This window comes from Pseudomonas sp. NPDC087614 (assembly GCF_044743485.1).
Classification (GTDB): Bacteria; Pseudomonadota; Gammaproteobacteria; order Pseudomonadales; family Pseudomonadaceae; genus Aquipseudomonas; species Aquipseudomonas baetica_A.
The window spans coordinates 47,388-71,294 of the sequence record NZ_JBIUWN010000018.1; the positions used below are offsets into that span (position 1 = coordinate 47,388).

Consider the following 23,907-nt stretch of genomic DNA (forward strand, 5'->3'; position numbering starts at 1 on the left):
GCTCCCACAGGAGGATCGAGTTCAACCCTTCATGCTTTGAAAATGCGCCAGCATTCGCTGCGCATCCGGCACTACACCGCTGAACAGCTCAAACGCCTTCACGGCCTGAAACACCGCCATGTTGCCGCCATCCAGCGTGCGGCAACCCAAGGCGCGGGCGTTGCGCAGCAGTTCGGTTTCCAGCGGGAAATACACAATTTCCGCTACCCACAATTCCTTGCGCAGCAACTCCACCGGTACGGGCATGCCCGGCAGTTTGGCCATGCCCATCGGCGTGGTATTCACCAGGCCGTCCGCCAGACTCAGTGTGCTCGGCAGATCACGCCCGGCCATGGCGCGAGCGAAACCGAAATGCTGATTGAGATTGTTGGCCAGACTTTCGGCGCGCTCGCCGTCGACATCAAAAATGCTCAGTTGCTGTACGCCTTCGCTCAGCAACGCGTGGGCCACTGCCGCGCCTGCGCCACCGGCGCCCATCTGGACGACACGTTCACGGGGCGCATCCTTCAGGCCTCGGCGAAAACCCTCCGCGAAACCCAGGCAATCGGTGTTGTGACCAACGCGTTTGCCGTCCTTCAACACCACGGTATTCACCGCGCCGATGCCACGGGCCTCTGGAGACAATTCGTCGAGCAGCGGGATGATCGCCTGCTTGCACGGGAACGTGATGTTCAAACCGGTGTAATTCATGCGCTCGGCGGCCAACAGCAGGTCGGATAGGGCGGTGCAGTCCACATGCAGTTGATCAAGATCGATGAGTCGATAGAGATAACGCATGCCCTGCGCATCGCCTTCGTGTTCATGCAAGGCCGGGGTGCGAGAGGCCTGAATGCCGGCGCCGATCAGCCCGGCGAGTATCGCGTTGTGGCGGGACATCGGATTCACCCCTTCAATCGCTGGCTGAAATGTTCCAGGGCCAGGCGATAGCCATGGCTGCCGAAACCACACATCACTGCCGTGGCGATGGCCGAGACGAACGAATGATGACGAAACGGTTCGCGCGCATGGACATTGGACAGATGCACTTCGATGACCGGCAATTGGCTGGCAACCAGCGCATCGCGAATCGCCACCGAGGTGTGCGTCCACGCCGCCGGGTTGATCACGATCCCGGCGCAACGGCCACGGGCCGCGTGAATCCAGTCGAGCAGTTCGCCTTCGTGATTGGTCTGGCGAAACTCCACGGCCAGGCCGAACTCCTCGGCGGCACGTCCACACAACGCAGCAATATCAGCCAGGGTTTCGTGGCCGTAAGTCGCCGGTTCACGGGTGCCGAGCAAGTTCAGGTTCGGGCCGTTAAGCACCAGAACGATAGGAGGCATGAGGGGAAACTCCACTTATTGTTTTTGGCTTTGGCTGAGGGGGGGCAGCCAGTGGAGATAAAATGTACTAGATGGTTACTTGGGTCAATTGCACAGCTTTGCCGTGGGTTTTTTTTGTTCGGTGATCGCACAGTCAACACTTATCCACAAAAAAGCCGTCATCACGACGGCTTTCTCGTATCCGGTATCGGCATCAACGGCGGGTCAGCAACACACCCGATTCCATGTGATGCGTCCACGGGAACTGGTCGAACAACGCGCAGCGCGTGATGCGGTGCGTGTCGTGCAACTGGGCGATGTTGGCCGCCAGGGTCTGCGGGTTGCAGGAGATGTACAGGATGTTGTCGAAGCGCCGGGTCAACTCGCAGGTGTCCGGGTCCATGCCCGCGCGTGGCGGGTCGACGAATACGCTACCGAACTCGTAGCTCTTCAGGTCGATGCCCTGCAAGCGACGAAACGGACGCACTTCGTTGAGCGCTTCGGTCAGCTCTTCGGCGGACAGACGCACCAGGGTGACGTTATCCACAGCGTTTTCGCTGAGGTTGCTCAGTGCGGCGTTGACCGACGTCTTGCTGATTTCGGTGGCCAGCACTTTGCGCACGCGGGTGGCGAGCGGCAGGGTGAAGTTGCCATTGCCGCAATACAGCTCCAGCAGGTCGTCAGTGCGATCGCCCAGTGCTTCGTAAGCCCAGTTCAACATCTTCTGGTTCACGGTGCCGTTAGGCTGGGTGAACGCGCCCTCTGGCTGGCGGTAGCTGAAAGTGCGGCCGCCGACTTCGAGTTTTTCTACCACGTAGTCGTGGCCGATCACTTCGCGTTTGCCCTTGGAGCGACCGATGATGCTGACCCCCAGGTCTGCCGACAGCTTGGTGGCCGCCGCCTGCCAGTGCTCGTCCAGCGGACGGTGATAGCACAGGGTGATCATTGCGTCGCCGGCCAGCGTGGTCAGGAACTCCACTTGAAAAAGCTTGTGACTGAGCGCCGAACTCGCCTGCCACGCGGCCTTGAGCTGCGGCATCAACTGATTGATGCGCAGGCTGGCAATCGGGAACGCTTCGATCAGGATCGGCGTGCGTTTGTCGTCCTGGGAGAACATCGCGTAGTGACGCTCGCCGGCCTCGCGCCACAGGCGGAATTCGGCGCGCAGACGGAAGTTCTGCAGCGGTGAGTCGAACACTGTCGGCTGGGGGGCATCAAACGGTGCCAGCAGGTCACGCAGGCGCGTCACCTTGTCTTCGAGCTGAGCGGCGTAGGCTTGGGAATCGAAAGTCATGCGTTGAACCAACCCAACTTGATCACGAACAGAATCGACAAAATCACCAGCGCCGGGTTCAGTTCACGGGCGCGACCGGACAACAACTTGATCGCGGTCCAGGCGATGAAACCGAACGCGATACCGTTGGCGATCGAGTAAGTGAACGGCATGGCCAGCGCGGTCACCACGACCGGGGCGGCAACGGTGATGTCTTCCCAGTCTATTTCCGCCAGACCGGAAGTCATCAGCACGGCGACGAACAGCAGCGCGGGTGCGGTGGCGAATGCCGGAATGCTGGACGCCAATGGCGAGAAGAACAGCGCCAGCAGGAACAGGATCGCGACGACGACGGCAGTCAGACCGGTGCGGCCGCCCGCACTCACGCCAGCCGCGGATTCGATGTAGCTGGTGGTGGTCGAGGTGCCCAGCAGCGAACCGGCCATGGCGGCGGTGCTGTCAGCGATCAGCGCACGGCCCATTTTCGGCATGTGGCCGTCCTTGCCCATCAGGCCGGCGCGCTTGGCAACGCCGATCAGGGTGCCGGAGTTGTCGAACAGGTCGACGAACAGGAAAGCAAAAATCACGCTGACCAGACCGATGTCCAGTGCGCCTTTGATGTCCAGTTGCAGGAAGGTCGGGGCCAGCGAAGGTGGCATCGAAATCACACCGCCGAACGGGGTGAAGCCCAGGGCGATCGAGACAACGGTGACCGCCAGAATGCCGATCAGCACCGCGCCGCGTACTTTGAGTGCTTCGAGGGCGACGATCAGGGCGAAACCGAGGGTGGCGAGAATCGGCGCCGGGGCTTTCAGGTCACCGAGGCCGACCATGGTCGCCGGGTTGCTGACCACGATGCCGGCGTTGTGCAGGGCGATCAGCGCCAGGAACAGGCCGATACCGGCGGCAATCGCCGAGCGCAGCGGCAGCGGGATGCTGTTGATGATCCATTCACGGATGCGGAAGATCGACAGCAGGAAGAACAGCACGGCCGAAATGAACACCGCGCCCAGTGCCACTTGCCAGGTATGGCCCATGTGCAGCACGACGGTGTAGGTGAAGAAGGCGTTCAGACCCATGCCCGGAGCGAGGGCAATCGGATAGTTGGCGATCAGGCCCATGACCGTCGAACCGATCGCGGCGGCCAGACAGGTGGCGACGAACACCGCGCCCTTGTCCATGCCGGTCTCGCCGAGGATGCTCGGATTGACGAACAGAATGTAGGCCATGGCCAGGAACGTCGTGATACCCGCAAGAATCTCGGTTCGCACGTTGGTGTTGTGTGCCTTGAGTTGAAACAGCCTTTCCAGCATGTCTGCTCCCCGTGGCGCGCATGGCGCCGTGAATGTATCGACCTCAACAGCAAAGCACAGACCGTCGCAAGCGCCTGGAAAATTGTGATGGGCCGGAAAAAGCCGCGCATCATACCAGCAGCGTGGGCAATATGGCGGTTGTTGGTGTCGATCGTCGGCGAAGTTTTGCCGTGAGAGCAAGTGCGCCATACTGCGCGCTGATTTTTGGGGACGGGGAACGCATGAGCATGGGCTGGGTAAAGGCTTTCGGAGTAATTGCAGGGCTGATGGTCGGGACATCGGCTGTGTGGGCGGCATCGGCACCGCCCTTGAGTGAAGTGAAAGTCATCAAGGTGCAATCGCCTGCCTGCGGTCTGGAGGACATCGCTGATGGCCAGACGCAAACTCAATGCAATCACAGCGGACCGAGCATCAAGGTCTACGTGCTGGAAGTCGGGTATGGTCAGAGTCAGCCGCATGCCACGTTGGACGGCTTCGAAGTGGACGGCACCCGGGCTCCGGTATGTGCCTTTGGTAACGGCAATCTGACCGAGTGCACGCCCGGCAGCAATACCGTCGGCTCCCTCTATACCTTTGATCTGAAAGGTAAGCAGGAGGGCACCTTCCTCTTCAGTAACACCTCGATCAATGCCCCACGCAACACGATGTCGACGCAGCTTTACATCAAGTAATGGCAGCCGCTGCGCGATCTGGAGGAAGCTGACTACGCTTTGAAGATCACCCAGCGGAAATCGCCCATGACCTTTAGAGCCCTGATTACCCTCGCCGAGGGGATCGATGACCTGCAAAGCGTGACCCTGATCGACGTGCTGCGCCGCGCCGGCATCGAAGTGATGGCAGCCAGCATCGAAGGACGGCGCATGCTGACCTGCGCGCGCGGTACCCGCCTGACGGCTGACGGCATGCTGGTCGATGTGCTGGCGCAGACTTTCGATCTGATTGTCCTGCCGGGCGGCGACGTCGGTTCACAACACCTTTCGGCACATCAGCCGCTGCAGCAACTGCTCAAGGATCAGGCCAGCGCCGGGCGCCTGTTCGCCGCTATCGCCGAAGGCCCGGCAGTCGCCTTGCAAGCCTTCGGCGTTTTGCGTCAGCGACGCATGACTTGCCTGCCGGGCGTCAGTCATCAATTGTCGGGCTGCACGTTTGTGGATCAACCCGTGGTAGTTGATGGCAACTGCATCACCGCCCAGGGTTCTGGTGCTGCGCTGGAGTTTGCGTTGGTGCTGGTCGAACAACTTGGCGGCAAGGCTCTGCGGGGGAAAGTGGAGGGGGCGTTGCAGGTTTGACGAGCGCTAAACCTTCGCCTCTTCCACCAACTCCGTCATCCGGTCCCGTTTGGCCAGGGTCGGGAACAGTTTGATCCACGTTCCGGTCACCACCAGCGTGCCGATCCCGCCCATCACCACCGCCGGCACAGTACCGAACCAGTGCGCGGTGATGCCGGATTCGAACTCGCCCAACTGGTTCGAGGCGCCGATGAACAGTCCGTTGACCGCACTGACCCGGCCGCGCATTTCGTCCGGTGTTTCCAGTTGCACGAAGGACGCGCGGATCACCATGCTGATCATGTCCGCCGCGCCGAGCACCACCAACACCGCCAGCGAGAACCAGAACGAGGTCGACAGGCCGAAGGCAATGGTCGCGACGCCGAAGACCCCGACGGCGGTGAACATCACCCGGCCGACGTTGCGCTCTACGGCAAACCGCGCCAGGAACAGTGACATCAACAAGGCGCCCACGGCGGGCGCCGAACGCAGCAAACCCAGGCCCCACGGACCGGTCAGCAAGATGTCCTTGGCAAATACCGGCAGCAGCGCCGTGGCGCCACCGAGCAACACTGCAAACAGGTCAAGCGATATCGCCCCGAGGATGTCGGGACGGCTGCGAATGAAATGAATCCCCGCGAGCAGCGAATCCAGCGTGGCTTTGCCTTTGTTCAAGGGCGTTTGTCGTGCAGGCAGGTTGAGCATCAGCGAGCAGGCAATGACATAGAGAATCACCGTCGGGCCATACACCCAGACGCTGCCGAACGCATAGAGCAAGCCGCCAAGGGCAGGGGCGACGATGGTTGCGGATTGTTGCGCCGATTGCGCCGCCGCCACTGCACGCGGGAACAGCGCACCGGGCACGATGCTCGGCAGCAGTGCCTGGGTGGTTGGCATCTCGAACGAGCGTGCGGCACCGAGCAGAAAAGCGAGGATAAAGATCATTTCCCGGGTGACGTGATCGGTGGCGCTGCCAATTGCCAGCGCCAGCGCAATCAACGCTTGCAGCGACTGACAGATCGCTGCGACCTTGCGCCGGTCATAGCGGTCGGCGACGTGTCCGGTGTGCAACATGAACAACACACGCGGGGCGAACTCGACCAGGCCAACCAGACCCAGATCAAGCACGTTGCCGGTCAATTGATAGAGGTTCCAGCCAATGGCCACGGTGAGCATCTGAAAACCGCTGGCGGTAAAGATCCGGGCCAGCCAGAACGCAAGAAAAGGGCGGTGGTGACGTAACAGCAGGGGCTCTTGGCTGGGCATCTGAAGGCAGGTCTGGCTGGTGGGGAATCGCGAGATTATCACCAGTCTGTAACAGGAAGTTGCCAGGGTGGAAAATTTAGTTAGCCAGACATCGACTTTCTTTCAGGGCACAGATCAAAGCATCGCTGGGGCGCCAAGGTGATGAGGCAACTTGTCACGCGGCAAACAACCACGCCGTTCATCACTCAAAATGGGACTACTCTTTCAACGTTGCATGATCCAGATCAAAACCCTGACCGGAATTGATCCAGTGGCCCGTTGGCCAGACTCCCTGCGTTGCGATGGTTGTTAAAAAAGAACGAATCAGAATTCGCCGCACTCCATATCCGTGGGGGCAGTAGGCGTTGGGGCCACAAGCCCCACAGCCGGTATTACCTGACAGAGGAAGACTTATGTTCGGTTTAGAGGCACTCGATCTCGCCCGAATTCAGTTCGCGTTCACCGTCTCGTTCCACATCCTGTTCCCGGCCATCACCATTGGGCTGGCGAGTTACCTGGCGGTACTCGAAGGCCTGTGGCTCAAAACCCATAACGACACCTACCGTGACCTTTACCATTTCTGGTCGAAGATCTTTGCCGTCAACTTCGGCATGGGTGTGGTCTCCGGGTTGGTCATGGCTTATCAATTCGGTACCAACTGGAGTCGCTTCTCTGATTTCGCTGGCGCCGTCACCGGGCCGCTGCTGACGTACGAGGTGCTCACGGCGTTCTTCCTTGAGGCCGGTTTCCTCGGGGTGATGCTGTTCGGCTGGAACAAGGTCGGACGTGGCCTGCATTTTTTCTCCACGGTGATGGTGGCCATCGGCACGCTGATTTCAACGTTCTGGATTCTCGCTTCCAATAGCTGGATGCAAACCCCGCAGGGCTTCGAAATCGTCAACGGTCAGGTGATCCCGACCGACTGGTTTGCGATTGTCTTCAACCCCTCGTTCCCGTATCGCCTTATGCACATGGCCACGGCGGCGTTCGTCGCGACCGCTTTTTTTGTCGGCTCCTCGGCGGCCTGGCATTTGCTGCGCGGCAAGGACAATCCGGCCATCCGCACCATGCTGTCGATGGCGATGTGGATGGCGTTGATCGTTGCGCCGATTCAAGCCGTCATCGGTGACTTCCATGGCCTCAACACGCTGGAACATCAGCCGGCGAAAATCGCTGCGATTGAAGGTCACTGGGAAAACAAAGGTGACGAAGCCACACCGCTGATTCTGTTCGGCTGGCCCGACATGAAAGAAGAGAAAACCAAATTCGCCGTTGAGATCCCGTACCTCGGCAGCCTGATCCTGACCCACTCGCTGGACAAGCAGGTGCCGGCGCTCAAGGAGTTCCCGCCGGAAGACCGGCCTAACTCGACCATTGTCTTCTGGTCGTTCCGGGTCATGGTCGGCCTCGGCTTCCTGATGATCTTCACCGGTTTGTGGAGCCTGTGGCTGCGCAAACGCGACACGCTGTATACCTCGCGGCCATTCCTGTACCTGGCGTTGTGGATGGGGCCGTCCGGCCTGATCGCGATCCTCGCGGGCTGGTTCACTACGGAAATCGGTCGTCAACCGTGGGTGGTTTACGGGTTGATGCGCACGACGGATGCGTCCTCCAACCACAGCTTCATGCAGATGAGCATCACGCTGATCATGTTTGTGGTGGTGTATTTCGCGCTGTTCGGTACAGGTCTGGGCTACATGATGCGTCTGGTGCGCAAGGGGCCGATAACCGACGAAGGCAAGGAAACCAACGACGGTGGTCCTGGCCAGAAACGTACGCCGGCCAGGCCGCTGTCGGCGGCTGACGACGATGGCGCCGAGGCTGACCACAGCCCCACCCTGAGCAAGGAGATTTGAATCATGGGTATTGATCTTCCGCTGATCTGGGCCGTGATCATCATCTTCGGCATCATGATGTACGTGGTCATGGACGGCTTCGACCTGGGGATCGGGATTCTCTTCCCGTTCATCCCGGGCAAGACCGACCGTGACGTAATGATGAACACCGTCGCCCCGGTGTGGGACGGTAACGAAACCTGGCTGGTGCTGGGCGGTGCTGCGTTGTTCGGCGCGTTCCCGCTGGCCTATTCGGTGGTGCTGTCGGCGTTGTACCTGCCGCTGATTTTCATGCTGATCGGTCTGATCTTCCGTGGCGTCGCGTTCGAGTTTCGCTTCAAGGCCAAGGACGATAAACGTCATCTCTGGGACAAGGCGTTCATCGGTGGTTCGGTGGCGGCGACGTTCTTCCAGGGCGTGGCGCTCGGTGCGTTCATCGATGGTCTGCCCGTGGTCAATCGGCAGTTCGCCGGTGGCTCACTGGACTGGCTGACGCCGTTCACGCTGTTCTGCGGTGCCGCGTTGGTGGTGGCTTATGCCTTGCTCGGCTGCACCTGGCTGATCATGAAGACCGAAGGCAAGCTGCAAGAGCAGATGCACAACCTGGCGCGGCCGCTGGCCTTCGTGCTGTTGGCGGTGATCGGTATTGTCAGCCTCTGGACACCGCTGGCCCACCCGGAAATCGCAACACGCTGGTTCAGCATGCCGAACCTGTTCTGGTTCATGCCGGTGCCGATTCTGGTGTTGATCACGTTGTACGGCTTGATCCGCGCCGTGGCTCGCAACGCCAACTACATGCCGTTCCTGCTGACCCTGGTGCTGATCTTCCTGGGCTACAGCGGTCTGGGCATCAGCCTGTGGCCGAACATCGTGCCGCCGTCGATCTCGATCTGGGACGCCGCCGCGCCGCCGCAAAGTCAGGGGTTCATGCTGGTGGGTACGTTGTTCATCATCCCGTTCATCCTGGGTTACACCTTCTGGAGCTACTACGTGTTCCGCGGCAAGGTGACTCATGAGGACGGTTATCACTAGTCGTGACCACGAAGGCGTCGCCAGCGGCGCCATCGCCCCCAACCGGAGGATGAAGCAATGCCCGGCAAACATTCCCTGCACGACATTGAAGAGGCTGAAAAAAAACCGCTATGGCAGCGGCTCGGCTGGTTGGCCATGATCTGGGTGGGCAGTGTCGGTGCGCTGTTTATCGTTGCCAGCCTGATGCGCATGTTCATGAACGCCGCAGGCCTGACCACTCACTGAATCACTTCGTCCCGGCGCCTTCGGGTACGGATTTGAACCCTCCTGATGGAGGGTTTTTTTTGTCTTGCGGATTACTTGCGGGCCTTGAGGATCACGAACTTCGGCGTTGCCGCCACCTGCTCGACACCCCGGAAAAGTCGCGCCAGTTTGCTGTGGTAACCCAAGTGACGGTTGCCGACGATGTACAGCGCACCACCGACCACCAGCGCTTCGCGAGCCTGCTGAAACATGCGCCAGGCAAGGAAGTCGCCCACCACTTGCTGCTGATGGAACGGCGGATTGCACAGGATTACATCCAGCGATTGCGCTTCCTGCCCGGCCAGACCATCGCCGGCCCGCACGATCACGTCGCGATCTCCCAACGCGGCGCGCCAGTTCTCGGTGGCCGATTGCACCGCCATGAACGACTCGTCGACCAGCGTGTACTGCGCGTCGGGGTTTTGCAAAGCACTGGCTATCGCCAAAACACCGTTGCCGCAGCCGAGATCGGCAACCCGTGCGCTACCCAGACTCTTGGGCAAATGCGGCAAAAAGGCGCGGGTGCCGATGTCCAGGCCTTCACGGCAGAACACGTTGGCGTGGTTGAGCAATTCGATAGACGGTGTGTCGAGACGATAACGCGATGGGTAGGGCGACACCGCCGGTGTCTTTGCTTCTGGTGTGGCGATGAGCAATCGGGCTTTTTTCACTGCCAGTGAAGCTTGCACCGGGCCGATGTAACGTTCCAGCAGATCACCGGCAGCGCGTGGCAGATGTTTGACCATCGCCGCAGCGATCACTTGCGCGCCGGGAGCCAGTTGCCCATGCAGGCGAATGAGTTGTTCTTCGAGCAAGGCGAGGGTTTTGGGGACGCGGATCAGCACGCGGTCGAAGGGCCCGACCACAGGCTCGCTGGCCGGAATACCGCAGATCGCATCGAACGCTTGGCCGTTGCGCAGCAGGTTTTTTTCCAGACCTTGAAAACCCAGAAACGAATCACCGCTGCTGGTCACTTGCACCTTGCCCAGCAGGCTGGCGGCCAGTGCGCCGAAGCTGTCGTTGAGCACCAAGACTCGGGTGTCGGCCGTCGGTTGCTGTGCGGCCAGATGGTTGAGCAAGTATTCGTCGGCCGCATCGAAAGCCTGCAGTGGTTCGTTCTGCTGTTCGGGCTGGCGGATCAGGTCGAGTTGGGCGAAGGGCGTATCGAGCAAAGGCATGGGGCGGGGACTCAGGGTGATCAACGGGTATCCCGCAGCCCTGGTGTCATGCGGCGGAACCGATCGAGTGGACTGCAACGCAACAAAGCTTCACGTCATCACTCAGAAAGGCCACAAATGGTACGTTTTTTTCTCCGTAAATACCCGTAAGTTTTAATCCGGATGCAAGGCAACGCTTTAGATGATTCCGGCTCTGGCGGCCGCGATGACGGCGGAAATCTTGTTGCAGACGTTGAGTTTCTCGATCACGTTTTGCACGTGATAGTTCACGGTGCGTTCGCTCAGACTGAGGATTTTCGAGATCTCATAAGCTGTTTTTCCACCGGCGGACAATTGCAGAACCTCCAGTTCTCGTGGCGAAAGGTGCGGTTTGTCGGATTTGGCCGGATTCACGGGCAGGGTGCGGGCGAACAGTTCGCTCAAGTGACTCGCGGCGTAGAAGATATAACCAAAGTGCTCGTACAACTCGAGCGGACTGATCGGGCAGTGCTTGCGTGCAAGGCTGATAATGCTGCACAACCCCGTATCTTCATGATGGAACGCCTGGGACCAGCCATATTGCAGTTTGTGCTCCTTTAACGCCTCCCATAGTCGCGGCGTATCTGCAAAGACTGTTTCATTCCATACAATCGGCATGACGGAGTGATTGCAATGCGCTACTACTGGGTCAATTACGCTGAATTTTTGTTGTTCATATTGCTGGTTCCATTCTTTGGGGTAGTTGTTGATATTAAACGCATCAAGATGCACTTCCTGGTCGGGTGACGTGACCGAAATTGCACAGAAATTGAAGCCAAGATTTTCGGCGAATCTGAGCAGAATCGGATAAGCGGCATCTATCCCTTTAGCGAAAGTCAGTTGCCTTAACTGCGACTCCTTCCAAGTTTCCATTAGGAACTCTCCGTCGGTGTTGCATAGGGGGCGCCGAATGGATCCAAAAACCCGGCACGGGTCGAAGTGTAGGATATTTCCTGCGTGTGGTTTTAAATTATTTCGCTCTTGAAGATGTCGGTGTGTTCAGTAAATGTTCTTAGCGATGAAAGATTTTTAACTCATGTGGTCATTCTGAATTTTAACTAAAGGGTGGGTTTTCCGAATGCCATTACCAATCATCGGTGTTTAGACGGGGGGAATTGCGGGACACTGGTGGCAATCGTTTATCGGAGCGCCCCATGACCGCCAGTGCAGAGAAGTACACGGTTCAGACATTGATCGACGTGCAGCCGTTGACCCCCAGTCTATTCACCTTGCGCACCTGTCGTGATGCAGGCTTTCGCTTCCGTGCGGGGCAGTTTGCCAAGCTTGGCGTAACCAGGGCCGATGGCAGCACCGTGTGGCGCGCTTATTCGATGGTGTCGTCACCCTTCGACGAGTTTCTTGAGTTTTTTTCGATCGTGGTACCGGGCGGTGAATTCACCAGTGAATTAAGTCGGCTGCAGATCGGCGATAGCTTGCTGGTGGATCGGCAGGCATTCGGCTATCTGACCCTTGATCGCTTCGTCGACGGTCGGGACCTGTGGTTGTTATCCACAGGCACGGGGGTGGCACCTTTTCTGTCGATTCTGCAGGACTTCGAGGTCTGGGAAAAATTCGAACGGATCATTCTGGTGTACAGCGTGCGCGAAGTGCGGGAGTTAGCGTATCAGCCGCTTATTGCCGGGCTGGCGCAACGTGAATACCTGAGCGAGCACGCACACAAGTTGCAATTCATCCCGACAGTCACGCGACAAGCGCATCCCGGCGCGCTGAGCGGTCGCATCACTGCGCTGATCGAGAACGGAGAGCTTGAGCGTGTCGCGGGTGTCGAGCTATCTGCAGAACACTCGCGGGTCATGTTGTGTGGCAATCCGCAGATGATCGACGACACTCGTGCACTGTTGAAAAAACGGGGGATGAGCTTAAGTCTCACTCGCCGCCCTGGCCAGGTGGCCGTGGAAAACTACTGGTAAACAAACGGCGCCCGAAGGCGCCGTTGTTTATCGCGTGCAACGTTCAGGGCTGATTGTTCTGGGCCTTGAGCAGATCGCGGATCTCGCCCAGCAATTCTTCTTCTTTGGTTGGCACCGGAGGCAGGGTCGGGGCCACGGCTTCTTCGCGTTTGAGGCGGTTGATGGCTTTGACGCCCATGAAGATCGCGAAGGCGACGATTATGAAGTCGAGCACGGTCTGAATGAATTTGCCGTAAGCCATCACTACCGCAGGGGCGCTGCCCTCGGCGGCTTTCAGCGTAATGGTCAGGTCACTGAAGTCGACACCACCGATCAGCAGGCCGATCGGCGGCATGATCACGTCACCGACAAACGACGAAACGATTTTGCCGAAGGCGGCACCGATGATGATACCGACGGCCATGTCGACCACATTGCCTTTGACCGCGAAGGCCTTGAACTCGCTTAGCACGCCCATAGGTTATTTCCTTGTTACAGATGAGTTTGGTGTACGCAGTGTAAATCAGCAAAACGCGTCCTGCGCGAAACACCTTCTTACAATGCCCGTTTTTATCGACACATCAATCGACGATTAGTTTGCAAAGTGCCACTAATCGCGCGCGAAATACGCCGTAACACCATGAAAAGGAAGAAAAATCTATCAATCATCGAGTTACGAACTTTCTATTTATGTTCGCCGGTTTTGCCCTCTAGCCTCTGTTTGGCGCACCTGGATGCGCCCAAAAAACCAGAGGAACCTGATATGACTTCCACGCTTGGCTTAGGGGCTTTTTCCCATCGCCGCACCCTTGGCGTACTCACCGCCAGCCTTCTGACCTTCTCCGTGCATGCCGCGCCCCTGACCCGGGATAACGGCGCAGCGGTGGGTGACAATCAGAATTCGCAGACTGCCGGTGCCAATGGCCCGGTGCTGCTGCAGGATGTGCAACTGATCCAGAAGCTGCAGCGTTTCGACCGCGAGCGCATTCCCGAGCGTGTGGTACATGCACGCGGCGCTGGCGCCCACGGCACTTTCACGGTCACCAATGACCTCAGTGACCTGAGCAAGGCCAAGGTCTTTACCGCCGGCCAGAGCACGCCGGTTTTCGTGCGTTTTTCCGCCGTGGTGCACGGTATTCACTCCCCGGAAACCCTGCGCGACCCGCGCGGTTTCGCCACCAAGTTCTACACCGCCGATGGCAACTGGGATCTGGTGGGCAACAACTTCCCGACCTTCTTCATTCGCGATGCGATCAAGTTCCCGGACATGGTGCACGCCTTCAAACCTGATCCGCGTACCAACCTTGATGACGACTCTCGCCGGTTCGACTTCTTCTCCCATGTACCGGAAGCCACGCGCACGCTGACCGAGTTGTATTCCAACTCAGGCACGCCAGCCAGTTATCGGGAAATGGACGGCAACGGCGTACATGCTTATAAGTTGATCAATTCAAAAGGTGAAGTGCATTACGTAAAGTTTCACTGGAAGAGTTTGCAAGGCATAAAGAATCTGGCGCCTAAAGAAGTGACGAAAGTTCAAGGTCAGGACTACAGTCATATGACCAATGACTTGGTGACAAACATCAATAAAGGCAATTTTCCGAAGTGGGACTTGTACATTCAGGTTCTGAAACCGCAAGACTTGTCCAAGTTTGATTTCGATCCGCTGGATGCAACCAAGATCTGGCCGGGTATTCCAGAGCGAAAAGTTGGACAAATGGTACTGAACCGTAATCCGGCAAACGTGTTTCAGGAAACCGAACAAGTTGCCATGGCGCCGGCCAATGTTGTGCCGGGTATCGAGCCGTCGGAAGACCGTTTATTGCAAGGCCGAGTATTCTCTTATGCCGACACGCAAATGTATCGCCTGGGTGCCAACGCCCTGCAACTACCGATCAACGCGCCAAAAGTTGCGGTGAATAATGGCAATCAGGACGGTGCGATGAATGGGGGTGCCAGCCACTCCGGCGTGAACTATCAGCCGAGCCGTTTGCAACCGCGCGAAGAGACGCAAAGCGCGCGTTACAGCCCATCGGCGCTATCGGGCAGCACCCAGCAGGCGAAAATTCAGCGTGAGCAGAACTTCAGGCAGGCCGGCGATCTGTATCGCTCGTTCAGCAAAAAGGAACGTCGTGATCTGATCGACAGCTTTGGCGGCTCGCTGGCCACCACTGATGACGAGAGCAAGCACATCATCCTGTCCTTCCTTTATAAGGCTGATCCCGAATACGGCACCGGCGTGACTAAAGTGGCCATGGGCGATCTGAGCCGAGTCAAGGCGCTGGCGGCCAAACTGGTCGACTGATTCAGCGTTGATGCGACGCGGGGTCTGAATCCGGGCCTCGTTTCGCTCAAGGAGAGTGCTTATGCGTATCTGTCTTTTGTGGCTATCGGGTTGTCTGTCGTTCGCCGCGTGGGCGGCCTCCCCTGAACAGGGGCCCGACGCGATCAAGGCTCAACTTCAGGATTACTATTTCGACGCGGCACGACGCGGCGACGTACCGATGCTGGAGACCTTCATCGAGTCCGGTTACTCCCTCGATACCCGCGACAGCAAGGGTTACACCGCGCTGATTCTGGCGGCGTATCACGGTCAGGCGCCGGCGGTTGAAAGGTTGCTCGCCGCCGGGGCCGATGCCTGTGCTCAGGATCAACGCGGTAACACGGCGTTGATGGGGGCGATTTTCAAGGGCGAGTTGCAGATTGCCCGCCGCCTGATGGCGACCGACTGCAGCCCCGACCAGCGTAACAGCGCCGGGCAGACGGCAGCCATGTACGCCGGATTGTTCAAACGCCTTGAGTTGCTCGACGCACTCAAGGCCAAAGGTGCCGACCTGAATGCCGAAGATCCGCTGGGCAACAGCCCCACGCGTCTGGCCGGCGGAGAAATCCGCACCGCCGCGCCGCGCTGATCGGTGATGGCTGCGTTATCATCGCGGTTTTGCCCCGGGGGTTCAGATGGCCAAGGCCAAGCGCATGTACGGCTGCACCGAGTGCGGCGCCACTTTTCCCAAATGGGCCGGCCAGTGCGGTGAGTGTGGTGCCTGGAACACCCTGACTGAAACCATGATCGAAAGCGGCGGGGCCACCGCGCCCACCGGTCGTACCGGTTGGGCCGGGCAGCAGGCGCAGATCAAGACGCTGGCCGAAGTCAGCATTGAAGAGATTCCGCGGTTTTCCACCGCGTCGGGCGAACTCGATCGCGTGCTCGGCGGCGGTCTGGTGGATGGTTCGGTGGTGCTGATTGGCGGCGATCCGGGGATCGGCAAATCGACAATTCTGTTGCAGACCCTGTGTAACCTTGCCAAGAGCATGCCGGCGCTGTACGTCACCGGCGAAGAGTCTCAGCAACAAGTGGCCATGCGCGCGCGCCGTCTCGGCTTGCCCCAGGATCAACTGCGGGTGATGACTGAAACCTGTATCGAAACCATCATCGCCACCGCCCGTCAGGAAAAACCCAAGGTGATGGTGATCGACTCGATCCAGACGATCTTCACCGAACAATTGCAGTCGGCGCCTGGTGGTGTCTCCCAGGTGCGGGAGAGTGCGGCGCTGCTGGTGCGTTATGCCAAGCAAAGCGGCACGGCGATTTTCCTTGTCGGTCATGTCACCAAGGAGGGCGCGCTTGCCGGGCCTCGCGTGCTGGAGCACATGGTCGATACGGTGCTGTATTTCGAAGGCGAGTCCGACGGACGCTTGCGGTTGTTGCGCGCGGTGAAGAACCGTTTTGGCGCGGTCAATGAGTTGGGCGTGTTCGGCATGACCGACAAGGGGTTGAAAGAAGTCTCTAATCCTTCGGCGATTTTTCTGACGCGTGCTCAGGAAGAAGTCCCGGGCAGCGTGGTGATGGCAACGTGGGAAGGCACTCGGCCGATGTTGGTGGAAGTGCAGGCGTTGGTCGATGACAGCCACTTGGCCAACCCGCGCCGGGTAACGTTGGGGCTGGATCAGAACCGGTTGGCGATGTTACTGGCGGTTTTGCATCGGCACGGCGGTATTCCGACTCACGATCAGGACGTGTTTCTCAATGTGGTCGGCGGGGTGAAGGTGCTGGAGACGGCCTCTGACCTGGCATTGATGGCGGCGGTGATGTCGAGCTTGCGTAATCGGCCATTGCCCCATGATCTGCTGGTGTTTGGTGAAGTAGGCTTGTCTGGCGAAGTGCGTCCGGTGCCGAGTGGGCAGGAACGTTTGAAGGAAGCGGCCAAGCATGGCTTCAAACGGGCGATCGTGCCCAAGGGTAATGCGCCGAAGGAGTCACCGCCGGGGCTGCAGATCATTGCCGTGACCCGCCTGGAACAGGCCCTCGACGCGCTCTTCGAATAAACACTCAGCACCTTGGTGGGAGCGGTAGTGGCTTCTAGATTTCGATCAGAGCGCCCAACTCGCGCTCCAGCTCCTGCGGATCGCCCAGGTTGAACTCAATCAAGCGCCGCAGGCGTTCGATGGACTCCAGGTTGATGTGCTTGCAGACGAAGCCGAGCTGGCCATGGTCGTCATGGGTCAGTTGCGCATCCATCTTGATGACGACCTCATCGTTGAGATGGATATCGACCAGGAAATGCCGCTCCCGATCACCTGGCCACGGCTCAGGCTTTTCGATCAACAGACCCTTTAACGACAGGTCGATCAACTTCACTGGCCAGATGTACTCACCCTGTCTCAGCTCGGTTTTGGCATCGAACGCGATGCGTTTGAAACGGCGACGCTCGTCAGGTTGTTCGCTCATGGCGCAATCCTCCGGATGTTCGCTGACTATAGACCCGCATTCTTCAACCGTGCCAGTGCAGACAAGCGTCTAGACCAACGTCGGGGTATGGCCTTTGTCGCCAGTAGCGCTAAACTCGGGGTGGCTGTCTTTCTTGTCCACCCTGGCTGGAATAAAAAAATGAAAAATAATAATAGCCTGCTACGCCACTTACCCTGGCTAGTGCTGGCAATCGTAGGAGCGTGCGCCCTGGGCGTAGTGGCATTGCGCCGAGGCGAGGCGATCAACGCCTTGTGGATTGTGGTCGCTGCCGTGGCCATTTATCTGGTTGCGTATCGTTACTACAGCCTGTTCATCGCGAACAATGTGATGCAACTCGATGCGCGTCGGGCCACCCCCGCCGTGCTCAACAACGACGGTCTGGACTACGTTCCAACCAACAAACACATTCTCTTCGGTCACCACTTCGCGGCCATTGCTGGCGCGGGGCCGTTGGTCGGCCCGGTATTGGCAGCGCAGATGGGGTATTTGCCTGGCACGCTTTGGCTGATTGCCGGTGTGGTGCTGGCGGGCGCGGTGCAGGACTTCATGGTGCTGTTCATGTCGACCCGCCGCAACGGCCGATCCCTGGGCGACATGGTGCGTGAAGAAATGGGCCGCATTCCCGGCACCATCGCCCTGTTCGGCTGCTTCCTGATCATGATCATCATCCTTGCGGTGCTGGCACTGATCGTGGTGAAAGCGCTGGCGGAGAGCCCGTGGGGCATCTTCACCGTGATGGCGACCATCCCGATCGCGATGTTCATGGGCATCTACATGCGCTACATCCGTCCGGGTCGCATCGGCGAGATTTCGGTGATTGGCGTGGTGCTGCTGCTCGGTTCGATCTGGCTGGGCGGGCAGATTGCCGCTGATCCGGTGTGGGCCAAGGCCTTCAGTTTCACCGGCATTCAAATCACCTGGATGCTGATCGGTTACGGCTTCGTGGCGGCGGTTCTGCCGGTATGGCTGATCCTTGCGCCGCGTGACTACCTGTCGACCTTCCTCAAGATCGGTACGATCATCGCGTTGGCGATTGGCATTCTGGTGACCATGCCTGAGCTGAAAATGCCGGCATTGACCCAGTTCGTCGACGGCACCGGCCCTGTGTGGAAGGGCGGTCTGTTCCCGTTCCTGTTCATCACCATTGCCTGTGGTGCGGTGTCGGGTTTCCACGCGCTGATCTCCTCCGGCACCACGCCGAAGCTGCTGGATAACGAAACCAACGCCCGTTACATCGGTTACGGCGGCATGCTGATGGAATCGTTCGTCGCCATCATGGCCATGGTGGCGGCTTCGGTGATCGAACCGGGCGTCTACTTCGCCATGAACAGCCCGGCCGCCGTGGTGGGTGGGGATGTCGCTTCGGTGGCGCAGATGGTCAGCAGTTGGGGCTTTGCGATCACGCCTGAGGCGCTGCAAGCCGTCGCCCATGACATCGGTGAAACCACCATTCTGGCCCGTGCCGGTGGTGCGCCGACCCTGGCGGTGGGGATCGCGCAAATCCTGCACAGTGTCCTGCCGGGTGAAAACACCATGGCGTTCTGGTACCACTTTGCGATCCTGTTCGAAGCGCTGTTCATCCTTACCGCTGTGGACGCTGGCACCCGTGCCGGACGTTTCATGCTCCAGGATCTGCTGGGCTCTTTCGTTCCGGCGCTCAAGCGTACCGAGTCGTGGACGGCCAACCTGATTGCCACCGCCGGTTGTGTGGCAATGTGGGGCTGGTTGCTGTACCAAGGCGTGATCGATCCACTGGGCGGCATCAACACCTTGTGGCCGCTGTTCGGTATCTCCAACCAGATGCTGGCCGGTATCGCGCTGATGCTCGGCACTGTGGTTCTGATCAAAATGAAGCGTCAGCGCTACATTTGGGTCACGCTGCTGCCAGCCACCTGGCTGCTGATCTGCACCACGACGGCGGGTTTCATCAAACTGTTCGACGCCAACCCGGCAATCGGTTTCCTGTCGCTGGCCAAGAAGTACAGCGATGCCTTGGCCAACGGTCAGATTATTGCCCCGGCCAAGAGCATCGATCAGATGCAGCACGTCATTTTCAATGCTTACACCAATGCCACGCTGACCGCGCTGTTCCTGTTCGTGGTATTCAGCATCCTGTTCTATGCGCTCAAAGTCGGCATCGCCGCCTGGGGCAAAAAAGAGCGTACGGATAAAGAATCGCCATTCCAGGCTCTGCCGGATGCGTAACCAGAGGATTGCACCATGTTCAATGACCTGAGTCGCCTCGGTAAATACCTCGGTCAGGCTGCGCGCTTGATGGTCGGCATGCCCGACTACGACACCTACGTCGAGCATATGCAAACCAAGCACCCGGACAAACCGGTGATGAGCTACGAGATGTTCTTCCGCGAACGTCAGGAAGCCCGTTACGGTGGCAAGGGTGGGCCCAAGTGCTGTTGAGCTGACAGCCTGAGGTTGCTGCAATCCCCCTGTGGGAGCGGGCTTGCTCGCGAAAGCGCAGTGTCAGTTGATGATTGTTCTGACTGATGCACCGTCTTCGCGAGCAAGCCCGCTCCCACATTTGTTTTGTGTTTCTTTTAAGGAGATCGAGTTTTGTCCTCTCCCATTCCGGTCACGGTACTCAGTGGTTTCCTCGGTGCCGGCAAAACCACCTTGCTGCGCCATCTATTGAAAGCCGAGCACGGCCTGAAAATCGCCGTGATCGAAAACGAATTCAGCGACGCCGGCATCGACACGCAGTTGCTGGGCGACGAGCCGGTGCAAGTCATGACCCTGGCCAATGGCTGCGTCTGCTGCACCATCCACACCGATCTGACCAAAGCGCTGTACCTGCTGCTCGAACGGCTGGACAGCGGCGAAATCGCTTTCGACCGCCTGGTGATCGAATGCACCGGTCTGGCCGATCCGGCGCCAGTCGCGCAAACCTTCTTCATCGATGAAGAATTGCGTGAGCGCTACATTCTCGACGGCATCATCACACTGGTCGACGCGGCCCACGCCGAGCAGCACCTGACCCAGACCATCGCCCAGGCGCAGATCGGTTTTGCCGACCGCTTGCTGGTGAGCAAGACCGATCTGGTGGATTCGGCTGCGTTCACCGCGCTGAGCGAACGGCTGACGCGGATCAACCGTCGTGCACCGATTCGTGTGGTCGAACACGGCAATATCGATCTGGCCGAGTTGCTCGATGTGCGCGGCTTCAACCTCAATGCCGACCTGGGTGGCGGGCTGAGTCTGCGGCCGGTGAGCCAGGCGCCGTCCATCGACCGCATCTGCAGTCTGGTGCTGCGCACTGAGCAACCGCTGGATATCGATCAGCTCAGTGAATTCATGAATGAATTGCTGGAGGCGCACGGCAAGCAATTGCTGCGCTACAAAGGCGTGCTGCACATTGCCGGTGAAGATCGACGGTTGGTGTTTCAGGGCGTTTTGAAACTCTACGGTTTCGACTGGGATACGGAGTGGGCCGAGGGTGAGGCGCGGGACAGTGTGATCGTGTTTATTGCCGATGATTTGCCGGAAGAGAAAATTCGGGCGGGGTTTGCCAGGGTGGCGGCGCAAGGCTAAATGTTTGCGCAGGCATTAAGGGCCTCTTCGCGAACAAGCCCGTTCCCACAGGTTATAGGGTTGGTCACAAAATCTGTGGTCACCCTCAATCACTGTGAGAGCGGGCCCGCGATGGCGATCATCCGGTGGCGCACTGTTCATTGACGCAATACAACAGAGTGTCTTCCAGATGATCCAGATGTTGGTTCATCAGCATCCCGGCTTTGCAAGCATCCCCACATTCCACTGCCTCAACAATCGCCAAATGCTCCTGCCACGCGCAACAACCTCGCGTGAGCCCTGCGCTGCGCGCAATCGCCAATGACGTCAGCGGCACCAGACTGCCGAGAAAATGCGCCAGCGGTGCATTCCCCGCCATGTGTGCCAGTTGCAGGTGGAACTCCCCGGACAACCGAATCGCCATCGCCCGCCGATCCTGCTCGACAGCCTGGCGTTCACGCTCGATCAACGCTCGCAGGCGCTTCAATTCTTCGGCCTGTGGCCGCTGACAAGCCAGGCGCACCAGCGTGCTTTCGGTCAGGCGCCGTGCATGCAGGGTTTGCCGCGTTTGTTCGGCATTCAGCGCGGTGACACGCGGGCGATGATTGGCGCGCAACACAATGATGTGTTCATGGGATAGCTGCGTCAGCACCCGCCGCACATCGGCGCGGCTGACGCCGAACATCTGCCTGAGGCTGTCTTCGGTGAAACGGCTGGCAGCATCGAGACGCTGTTCGAGGATCGCGTCGAACAGTCGCGGATACAGATCGCCCACCGGCACTTGCAGGCGGGAGAAGGGCAGGGCCGCCGAGGTCTGGCGAGGGTGCGACGGCGTGGCAAGACTGTTCATGGCCGGTCTCCAGTGTGAAGAAATTCAGGTGTTCAAGTGGTCTTCCGGAATGTTCAGCTCGATGCCCATCCGCTGGCCTTCGCGCAGGATGTGTCGACGCATTTCGGAACTGGCCTGAGCGCTGTTTTTGCTGCGGATCGCGCGCACCACCGCTTCGTTTTCTTCGAGGCGTTCGGCCAGATGTTCCGGGGAATTGCGCAGCACGTCGGCACTTTGCTTGAGGGCGTTGCTGGTCTGTTGCACCACGCTTTGGAAAATCGGGTTTGAGGTCAGGGTGAACAATTCTTCGTGGAAGGCGATGTAGGCGCTGACCCCGGCTTCGCTGTCGCCGGCCTCCAGGGCTTCGCGCATGTCCATCAGGGTCAGGCGCAACTGGCCGACTTCCTTGCTGCTGATCGATTGGGCCACGAGGCCGACAATGAACGGCTCCAGGGTGTAGCGCAGTTGCAGCACGTCTTCGAGGCTGGCGCCGGCCACTGCGCTGTCGTGGCTTTGGCTGTCACTCCGTTGCGCGTCGAGCACCACCACGCCTTTGCCCGGCATCGAGCGCACCAGGCCGAGGGTTTCCAGGACGATCACCGCTTCGCGCAGGCTCGGGCGGCTGATGCCCAGTTGTTCGGCCAGTTCGCGCTGGCCGGGCAGCATGTCGCCGGAGCGCCACTGACCACGGGCCAGCGCGGCCCGGAGTTTTTCTACGACTGAGTTGACGACGGTTGAGGTGGTAATCACTTGTCTTGCTCCATGAGCCGTGCCTGCGAGTCAGCAGGCACGGCGGTCATTCAAAATTCTTTGGCGGCTGCTTGAGCGACCGGTTTTCTCGCTTGAAAGGTATAGCCCTGCTGACCGCTGAGCACCTTGTTCGCGCGTTGCACATCGATGTCCTTTTCCCAGCGCGCGATGGCGACGGTGGCGACGCAGTTGCCGATCAGGTTGGTCAGCGCTCGGCCGATGCCCATGAACCAGTCCACCGCCAACACCAACACCAGACCGACCACGGGGATGGCGGGAATCGCCGTCAGCGTTGCGGCGAGAATCACCAGCGCCGAACCGGGAATGCCGTGGGCACCTTTGGAGGTGATCAGCGATACCAGCAGAATGGTCAGCAGATCGGTCATGGCCAGCGGTGTGCCGGTGGCGTTGGCGATGAACACGATGGCCAGGGTCAGGTAGATCGAGAAACCGTCGAGGTTGAACGAGTAACCGGTCGGAATCACCAGCCCGACGGTCGAGCTGCCGATGCCCAGATGTTCCAGTTTGCGCATGATCTGTGGCAATACGGCGTCGGAGGACGCGGTGCCCATGACGATCAGCATTTCTTCACGCAGGTACTTGAGCAGCGGCCACAGGCGCAGTCCGGACAAGCGCATTACCAAGCCAAGAATCAAAGCGACAAAGGCCATGCACGTCAGATAGAACAAACCGACCAGACTGCCCAGATGCTGCAGCGAATCCAGGCCATATTTGCTGGTGGTAAACGCGATGGCGCCGAACACGCCAATCGGCGCCAGACGCACGATCATGCCCATGATCCGGAAGATCACATGGCTCAGCTCGTTGATCAGCCGCGAGATCCCGGAGGCGGCTTCGCCGACCAGATTCAATGCGCTACCGAACAGCACCGAGAACAACAGCACTTGCAAAATGTTGTTGTCGGCAAAGGCACCGATGACGGAGGTCGGGATCAGATCCATCAGGAACTGCGTGGTGGTGTGTATGTGCTGGCCGCGTTCGGCGATATCGCCGATGTCGGCGGCGGACAGTTGCTCCAGATGGATATTGGCGCCGCTGCCGATCCCGGTGCTGAACGCAAACACCAGGCCGATCACCAAGGCGATGGTGGTGAGCACTTCAAAATAGATGACTGACTTGAGGCCGATGCGCCCGACCTTCTTCAGGTCGCCCGCGCCACTGATGCCGCTGACCACTACGCAGAAGACGATCAGGCCGATGAGCATCTTGATCAGTTTGATGAAACCGTCGCCGAGGGGTTTGAGCTGGGCGGAGTATTCGGGAAGGGTCAGCCCGCAGACGATGCCGAGCACCAGTCCGAGAACCACTTGGAGGAAGATTGAACGCGAGCACCATCTGAGCATGGGAGGAATCCTGGTCGGTGTCCTGGCTGCCGTGTGCGGGGCACATCAGATTCAGGACTTAATTATTGTGGTC

The 23,907-nt window shown here is 59.1% G+C and carries 24 protein-coding genes; 12 read left to right on the top strand and 12 right to left on the bottom strand.

Annotation, left to right across the window (positions count from 1 at the left end):
* Window positions 1-21: 21 nt before the first annotated feature.
* The 4 genes from ACIOWA_RS09935 to ACIOWA_RS09950 all read right to left on the bottom strand — a co-directional run bounded on the left by ACIOWA_RS09935 (window position 22) and on the right by ACIOWA_RS09950 (window position 3,887).
* Window positions 22-876 carry a shikimate dehydrogenase gene (locus ACIOWA_RS09935; RefSeq protein WP_339493869.1) on the bottom strand — a complete coding sequence of 285 codons (855 nt, stop codon included), beginning with the start codon at window positions 874-876 and terminating at the stop codon, window positions 22-24.
* Between the two features lie 5 nt (window positions 877-881).
* Entirely contained in the window at window positions 882-1,322 is a 441-nt protein-coding gene (gene aroQ, locus ACIOWA_RS09940; protein ID WP_339431404.1) for a type II 3-dehydroquinate dehydratase, read from the bottom strand.
* A gap of 193 nt (window positions 1,323-1,515) precedes the next feature.
* Window positions 1,516-2,595 carry a tRNA (uridine(54)-C5)-methyltransferase TrmA gene (trmA, locus tag ACIOWA_RS09945; protein WP_401159552.1) on the bottom strand — a complete coding sequence of 360 codons (1,080 nt, stop codon included), beginning with the start codon at window positions 2,593-2,595 and terminating at the stop codon, window positions 1,516-1,518.
* Window positions 2,592-3,887, bottom strand: coding sequence for an NCS2 family permease (locus tag ACIOWA_RS09950; protein ID WP_339431406.1), 1,296 nt, complete (start codon window positions 3,885-3,887; stop codon window positions 2,592-2,594). The genes trmA and ACIOWA_RS09950 overlap by 4 nt, the downstream gene beginning before the upstream one ends.
* A gap of 221 nt (window positions 3,888-4,108) precedes the next feature.
* Between ACIOWA_RS09950 and ACIOWA_RS09955 the strand changes: the two genes are divergently transcribed.
* The gene (locus tag ACIOWA_RS09955) at window positions 4,109-4,558 is read left to right on the top strand and encodes a DUF4879 domain-containing protein (RefSeq protein ID WP_339431422.1); all 450 of its coding nucleotides are present in this window, start codon (window positions 4,109-4,111) and stop codon (window positions 4,556-4,558) included.
* Window positions 4,559-4,624: 66 nt separating this feature from the next.
* Complete coding sequence (locus tag ACIOWA_RS09960; RefSeq protein ID WP_339431407.1) at window positions 4,625-5,176, top strand: DJ-1 family glyoxalase III; 552 nt, start codon at window positions 4,625-4,627, stop codon at window positions 5,174-5,176.
* A 6-nt stretch (window positions 5,177-5,182) separates the two neighbouring features.
* Here ACIOWA_RS09960 and ACIOWA_RS09965 read toward each other — a convergent pair whose 3' ends face one another.
* Window positions 5,183-6,421 carry an MFS transporter gene (locus tag ACIOWA_RS09965; RefSeq protein WP_401159557.1) on the bottom strand — a complete coding sequence of 413 codons (1,239 nt, stop codon included), beginning with the start codon at window positions 6,419-6,421 and terminating at the stop codon, window positions 5,183-5,185.
* Between the two features lie 392 nt (window positions 6,422-6,813).
* On the opposite strand from ACIOWA_RS09965, the gene ACIOWA_RS09970 reads away from it, so the two are divergent.
* The 3 genes from ACIOWA_RS09970 to ACIOWA_RS09980 are packed head-to-tail and all read left to right on the top strand — an operon-like array spanning window position 6,814 to window position 9,492.
* Window positions 6,814-8,256, top strand: coding sequence for a cytochrome ubiquinol oxidase subunit I (locus ACIOWA_RS09970; RefSeq protein ID WP_339431409.1), 1,443 nt, complete (start codon window positions 6,814-6,816; stop codon window positions 8,254-8,256).
* 3 nt (window positions 8,257-8,259) lie between these two features.
* Window positions 8,260-9,267 (top strand): cytochrome d ubiquinol oxidase subunit II, encoded by a 1,008-nt coding sequence (gene cydB, locus ACIOWA_RS09975; protein ID WP_339431410.1) that lies wholly within the window; start codon window positions 8,260-8,262, stop codon window positions 9,265-9,267.
* A 57-nt stretch (window positions 9,268-9,324) separates the two neighbouring features.
* On the top strand, window positions 9,325-9,492 hold the full coding sequence (locus ACIOWA_RS09980) for a DUF2474 domain-containing protein (protein ID WP_221730131.1): 168 nt from the start codon (window positions 9,325-9,327) through the stop codon (window positions 9,490-9,492).
* A 71-nt stretch (window positions 9,493-9,563) separates the two neighbouring features.
* Here ACIOWA_RS09980 and ACIOWA_RS09985 read toward each other — a convergent pair whose 3' ends face one another.
* Window positions 9,564-10,688: a methyltransferase gene (locus tag ACIOWA_RS09985; RefSeq protein WP_401159562.1), complete on the bottom strand. Its 1,125-nt coding sequence runs from the start codon at window positions 10,686-10,688 to the stop codon at window positions 9,564-9,566.
* Between the two features lie 177 nt (window positions 10,689-10,865).
* The gene (locus ACIOWA_RS09990) at window positions 10,866-11,579 is read right to left on the bottom strand and encodes an autoinducer binding domain-containing protein (RefSeq protein WP_339431412.1); all 714 of its coding nucleotides are present in this window, start codon (window positions 11,577-11,579) and stop codon (window positions 10,866-10,868) included.
* A 281-nt stretch (window positions 11,580-11,860) separates the two neighbouring features.
* Here ACIOWA_RS09990 and ACIOWA_RS09995 point away from each other — a divergent pair, with 281 nt between their 5' ends.
* The gene (locus tag ACIOWA_RS09995) at window positions 11,861-12,637 is read left to right on the top strand and encodes a ferredoxin--NADP reductase (protein ID WP_401159565.1); all 777 of its coding nucleotides are present in this window, start codon (window positions 11,861-11,863) and stop codon (window positions 12,635-12,637) included.
* 43 nt (window positions 12,638-12,680) lie between these two features.
* Here ACIOWA_RS09995 and mscL read toward each other — a convergent pair whose 3' ends face one another.
* Entirely contained in the window at window positions 12,681-13,094 is a 414-nt protein-coding gene (gene mscL, locus ACIOWA_RS10000) for a large-conductance mechanosensitive channel protein MscL (RefSeq protein ID WP_339431414.1), read from the bottom strand.
* A 285-nt stretch (window positions 13,095-13,379) separates the two neighbouring features.
* Between mscL and katB the strand changes: the two genes are divergently transcribed.
* The 3 genes from katB to radA all read left to right on the top strand — a co-directional run bounded on the left by katB (window position 13,380) and on the right by radA (window position 16,942).
* Window positions 13,380-14,921 carry a catalase KatB gene (gene katB, locus ACIOWA_RS10005; protein WP_401159568.1) on the top strand — a complete coding sequence of 514 codons (1,542 nt, stop codon included), beginning with the start codon at window positions 13,380-13,382 and terminating at the stop codon, window positions 14,919-14,921.
* A 61-nt stretch (window positions 14,922-14,982) separates the two neighbouring features.
* Entirely contained in the window at window positions 14,983-15,528 is a 546-nt protein-coding gene (locus ACIOWA_RS10010; protein ID WP_401159571.1) for an ankyrin repeat domain-containing protein, read from the top strand.
* Window positions 15,529-15,574: 46 nt separating this feature from the next.
* A complete protein-coding gene (gene radA, locus ACIOWA_RS10015; protein ID WP_007909773.1) occupies window positions 15,575-16,942 on the top strand; it encodes a DNA repair protein RadA in 1,368 nt (455 codons plus the stop codon).
* A 34-nt stretch (window positions 16,943-16,976) separates the two neighbouring features.
* Here the strand turns inward: radA and ACIOWA_RS10020 are convergent, their stop codons facing one another.
* The gene (locus tag ACIOWA_RS10020; RefSeq protein WP_339431417.1) at window positions 16,977-17,345 is read right to left on the bottom strand and encodes a PilZ domain-containing protein; all 369 of its coding nucleotides are present in this window, start codon (window positions 17,343-17,345) and stop codon (window positions 16,977-16,979) included.
* Window positions 17,346-17,504: 159 nt separating this feature from the next.
* Here ACIOWA_RS10020 and ACIOWA_RS10025 point away from each other — a divergent pair, with 159 nt between their 5' ends.
* From ACIOWA_RS10025 to yjiA, 3 genes are all read left to right on the top strand, one after another.
* Complete coding sequence (locus tag ACIOWA_RS10025; protein WP_221730122.1) at window positions 17,505-19,571, top strand: carbon starvation CstA family protein; 2,067 nt, start codon at window positions 17,505-17,507, stop codon at window positions 19,569-19,571.
* A gap of 15 nt (window positions 19,572-19,586) precedes the next feature.
* A complete protein-coding gene (locus ACIOWA_RS10030; protein ID WP_003228401.1) occupies window positions 19,587-19,784 on the top strand; it encodes a YbdD/YjiX family protein in 198 nt (65 codons plus the stop codon).
* A gap of 153 nt (window positions 19,785-19,937) precedes the next feature.
* Entirely contained in the window at window positions 19,938-20,912 is a 975-nt protein-coding gene (yjiA, locus tag ACIOWA_RS10035; protein ID WP_339431418.1) for a GTPase, read from the top strand.
* Window positions 20,913-21,030: 118 nt separating this feature from the next.
* Here the strand turns inward: yjiA and ACIOWA_RS10040 are convergent, their stop codons facing one another.
* Genes ACIOWA_RS10040 through ACIOWA_RS10050 form a run of 3 tightly spaced genes read right to left on the bottom strand, consistent with a single transcriptional unit; the run spans window position 21,031 to window position 23,834 of the window.
* Window positions 21,031-21,741, bottom strand: coding sequence for a GntR family transcriptional regulator (locus tag ACIOWA_RS10040; protein ID WP_339432753.1), 711 nt, complete (start codon window positions 21,739-21,741; stop codon window positions 21,031-21,033).
* A gap of 24 nt (window positions 21,742-21,765) precedes the next feature.
* Window positions 21,766-22,470 carry a FadR/GntR family transcriptional regulator gene (locus ACIOWA_RS10045; protein WP_401159576.1) on the bottom strand — a complete coding sequence of 235 codons (705 nt, stop codon included), beginning with the start codon at window positions 22,468-22,470 and terminating at the stop codon, window positions 21,766-21,768.
* Between the two features lie 50 nt (window positions 22,471-22,520).
* On the bottom strand, window positions 22,521-23,834 hold the full coding sequence (locus tag ACIOWA_RS10050; RefSeq protein ID WP_339432755.1) for a C4-dicarboxylate transporter DctA: 1,314 nt from the start codon (window positions 23,832-23,834) through the stop codon (window positions 22,521-22,523).
* Window positions 23,835-23,907: the final 73 nt, after the last annotated feature.